Source organism: Pedobacter jamesrossensis (assembly GCF_042650905.1).
Classification (GTDB): Bacteria; Bacteroidota; Bacteroidia; order Sphingobacteriales; family Sphingobacteriaceae; genus Pedobacter; species Pedobacter jamesrossensis.
This window is the reverse complement of sequence record NZ_JBHSBY010000076.1, coordinates 1-4,476: the sequence shown is the minus strand read 5'-3', so window position 1 is coordinate 4,476 and position 4,476 is coordinate 1. Positions and strand designations below refer to the sequence as shown.

Genomic DNA, 4,476 nt, shown 5'->3' with positions numbered 1-4,476 from the left:
CCACCAGGATATATCACAATCAAAGAGGGGTTAGATAAGTTTAACCAACAATTTATAGTTTACGCGCAAATAATGGAATATAAAGATGTGTGTAAAGATTAGCTCTTTCAGAGGGGTGTCCGCAGGACGGGGTGTTTATTGCCCTTTGCCAAACATTTTAATAAAATGTGACGGTCAGATTAGCTTAGATTTTCCTTAGATGGTTAAAAAAATTATTAGTATATAACGTCAATGAAAGCTTGTCGAAAAACCTTTTAATTTAGTGCATTTCCACAAGCTCAATGTGGCAAGTTTTTCTTAAAATTTACTTTACGGGCCGTTTTGTTTTACATATTTCTTCTATACTGTCCGCCAACTTCATAAAGCGCTTTGCTTATTTGCCCTAATGAGCAAATTTTACAAACTTCCATAAGTTGCTCAAAAATATTATCGCCCGCAATCGCCGATTTTTGTAATTGCTTCAATTGTTCTTCTGCTTTACCTTCATTTCTGTTCTGAAACTTCTTTAAAGCTTCAATCTGGTATTGTTTTTCTTCTTCGGTAGCTCTAATTACTTCGCCAGGAACAATTGTAGGTGAGCCGTTTTTATTCAGGAATGTATTTACGCCAACAATTGGATATTCACCAGTATGTTTAAGCGTTTCGTAATATAAACTTTCCTCCTGAATTTTGCCACGTTGGTACATGGTTTCCATAGCGCCCAGAACACCACCTCTATCATTTATACGTTTAAATTCTGCTAAAACAGCATCCTCAACTAAATCTGTAAGTTCTTCGATTATAAATGCACCTTGTAATGGATTTTCATTTTTAGCTAAACCTAACTCCCTGTTTATAATTAATTGAATAGCCATAGCCCTGCGAACCGATTCTTCAGTTGGTGTTGTAATGGCTTCATCGTAAGCATTTGTATGAAGAGAATTACAGTTATCATATATCGCATATAAGGCCTGCAACGTGGTTCTGATGTCATTAAAATCAATTTCCTGAGCATGTAAAGAGCGCCCTGAAGTTTGAATATGGTATTTTAATTTTTGAGAACGATCATTCCCTTTGTATTTGTTTTTAATGGCTTTTGCCCAAATTCTTCTAGCCACGCGACCAATTACCGCATATTCAGGATCAATTCCATTTGAGAAGAAGAAAGATAAATTTGGCGCAAAATCATCGATATGCATGCCTCTGCTTAAATAATATTCTACAAATGTAAAACCGTTACTTAATGTAAAAGCAAGTTGAGAGATTGGATTTGCACCGGCTTCTGCGATATGGTAGCCAGAAATCGATACCGAATAAAAATTCCTAACCTTTTCATCAATAAAATACTTTTGAATATCGCCCATCATCCTTAAAGCAAATTCGGTCGAGAATATACAGGTATTTTGTGCCTGGTCTTCCTTTAAAATATCTGCCTGTACGGTTCCACGAACAGAACTTATTGCATAAGCTTTTATTTTAGCATAAACATCGGCTGGTAAAACCTGATCGCCGGTTACACCTAAAAGCATTAACCCCAGTCCATTATTTCCTTCTGGCAGCTTTCCGTTATAACTTGGTTTGGAAATATTTTTGGCCTTATAAATGGCTTCAATCTTCTGATTTGTTTCTTCTTCTAAGCCGTTTTCTATAATATATTTTTCACATTGCTGGTCGATGGCTGCATTCATGAAAAAGCCCAAAAGCATTGGTGCAGGGCCATTAATTGTCATTGATACTGATGTAGAGGGCGCACAAAGGTCAAAACCAGAGTATAACTTTTTAGCATCATCTAATGTTGCAATGCTTACCCCCGAATTCCCTATTTTACCATAAATATCCGGTCTGATGTGTGGATCTTCTCCATATAATGTTACAGAATCAAATGCGGTAGATAAACGATGGGCAGGTTGACCTAAAGAAACATAGTGAAAACGTTTATTGGTTCTTTCCGGGCCACCTTCTCCGGCAAACATACGTGTTGGGTCTTCTCCTTCTCTTTTTAAAGGAAAAACGCCAGCGGCGTAAGGAAACTCTCCCGGCAAATTTTCTGTTAATAACCACCGTAAAATATCGCCCCAATCTTCATAGCGTGGCAGCGATACTTTTGGGATATTTAGCTTTGATAATGATTCGTAATATAAGGGTAGTTTAATCTCTTTATCCCGAACTTTATAAATGAAAAACTCTTCTTTGTAACTTTTTTTAGTTTCAGGCCATTGGCGTAGTAATCTTTTGCATTCACCATCTAATTGCTCTTCGAAATAGGTATAAGCCTCTTCTAAGCCCGCTCCAATTGAAAGCGATTTATTCTCAGAAGCTAAATCAATAACGCCTTTAAGCTGATACATTTTTCGGGCTATGCTCGATTGTTTATCAACCCATTCATTGTAAGTTTGGCTCGATTCTGCAATTTCTGCCAGGTAACGAATGCGATCTGGCGGAATGATATATATCTTCTCCGATTGCTCGGAAGTAAGTTCCATTTTTGCGTTGAAATCTGTTCCGGTTTTTATTTTGATTTGTTCCATCAAGGCAACAAACAAATTATTCATGCCCGGATCATTAAACTGGGATGCCATTGTTCCATAAACGGGAATCTCATCATCCTTGGCATCAAAAATATTATGATTGCGTTTATACTGCTTTCTAACATCGCGAAGGGCATCTAAAGCACCTCTTTTATCAAATTTATTAATGGCTACCAAGTCTGCAAAATCAAGCATATCGATTTTTTCGAGTTGAGTTGCCGCTCCAAATTCAGGTGTCATTACGTATAAAGAAACATCGCAATGTTCGGTAATTTCAGTATCAGATTGGCCAATACCAGAGGTTTCTACAATTATTAAATCGTAACCTGCGGCTTTGCAAATATCAATACTTTCCTGAACGTTTTTTGAAAGTGCTAAATTGGCTTGTCTTGTCGCGAGTGAACGCATATAAACCCTCGGGTTGTTAATTGCATTCATCCGAATTCTATCGCCAAGCAAAGCACCACCAGTTTTTCTCTTTGATGGATCTATAGAAATTATGGCTAATGTTTTATCGTTAACTTCTACTAAAAATCTACGCACCAATTCATCAACCAATGATGATTTACCTGCGCCACCAGTTCCGGTGATGCCTAAAATAGGGGCGCTGTTATTTTTCGAAAGCTTCTTCAATTCATCAACGAAAGATTGAGCACCTTCAGGGTCGTTTTCTGCAACAGTAATTGCGCCAGCAATTGCTTTTATATCTTTTGCAGGAATTGTTTTCAACTCATCGGTTATACTGCTTTTAGTTACAAAATCAGTCTTTTGCAACATGTCGTTAATCATTCCTTGTAAGCCCATTCTTCTTCCATCATCAGGAGAATAGATTTTAGAAATACCATAAGATTCAAGTTCTTCAATTTCTGATGGAAGAATTACGCCACCGCCACCAGCAAATATCTTGATATGACCAGAACCTCTTTCCTGCAATAAATCGAACATATATTTAAAATATTCGATGTGTCCGCCTTGATAAGATGTCATCGCTATTCCCTGAACATCTTCCTGGATGGCACAATTTACAACTTCATCTACAGAGCGGTTATGGCCTAAATGAATAACCTCTGCACCCGACGATTGAAGAATACGACGCATAATATTAATGGTTGCATCGTGTCCATCGAAAAGAGAAGCAGCGGTAACAAAACGAATTTTATTTTTTGGTTTATATATTTCTACTTGTTGCATATTGATTTTTCTAGGAAACAGAGGAGCGTAATCTGTTTTCAAATTATATCTGGTTAAGCAAATGTAAGAATTACTTGGTAGCTGTCTGTTTTTTTAACGGTATTGATACTGTAATAAAACAAAAAAGCTTTATCAAAATTGATTTTGAAGTAATGTTAGCAGAATAATATTTTTTGCGGTCGTTCTTCCCGTGAAAAAGGGAATCGTAAAGCGCTAGAAAGGAAACATTATATATGCCTGCGAAAGCATTAGGATGCCCAGTCAAGCTGAGCATGACGACTCCTTACGTCATTCCCGTGAAAACGGGAACCCTAATGCAATAGAAAGAAAACAAAACAAATACCTGCTAAAGCATTAGGATGCCCAGTCAAGCTGAGGGTTAATTTATTTCATAAAAATCAATATAAATGACGTTTTAAGGCAATCGTCATTGCGAGGTACGAAGCAATCTTATTCGAAAGATAATTGAAATAAGATTGCTTCAGCTCACACAAACCCTGCTTCGCAATGACGACAAACAAAAAACGTCAATGGTAGGGTTAATTTATTTCATAAAAATCAATATAGATGACGTTAACAGTAACAAAACTAAGGGAATGAATGATTATGTTCCGTGAAGACACAGAACATGGAGCAGCTTAGGTTTTCTTAGGTGCCTTAGGTGTTTTAAAACATTAGAGGGTGTAAAATAAACTGTGTCAAAAGTTAAAATCACTAACTTTAGATACAGTTTGTTATGACGAGAGAAGAACAGCTCGATTATGAGCTAATGAAGCAA

Annotated in this window: 1 protein-coding gene; it reads right to left on the bottom strand. The window is 36.9% G+C overall.

Annotated features, from left to right (window positions below; all coding sequences use genetic code 11):
- Nucleotides 1-326 precede the first annotated feature (326 nt).
- Nucleotides 327-3,740, bottom strand: a complete 3,414-nt coding sequence (locus tag ACFOUY_RS09175) for a methylmalonyl-CoA mutase family protein (protein ID WP_456238594.1) — start codon at nucleotides 3,738-3,740, stop codon at nucleotides 327-329.
- Nucleotides 3,741-4,476: the final 736 nt, after the last annotated feature.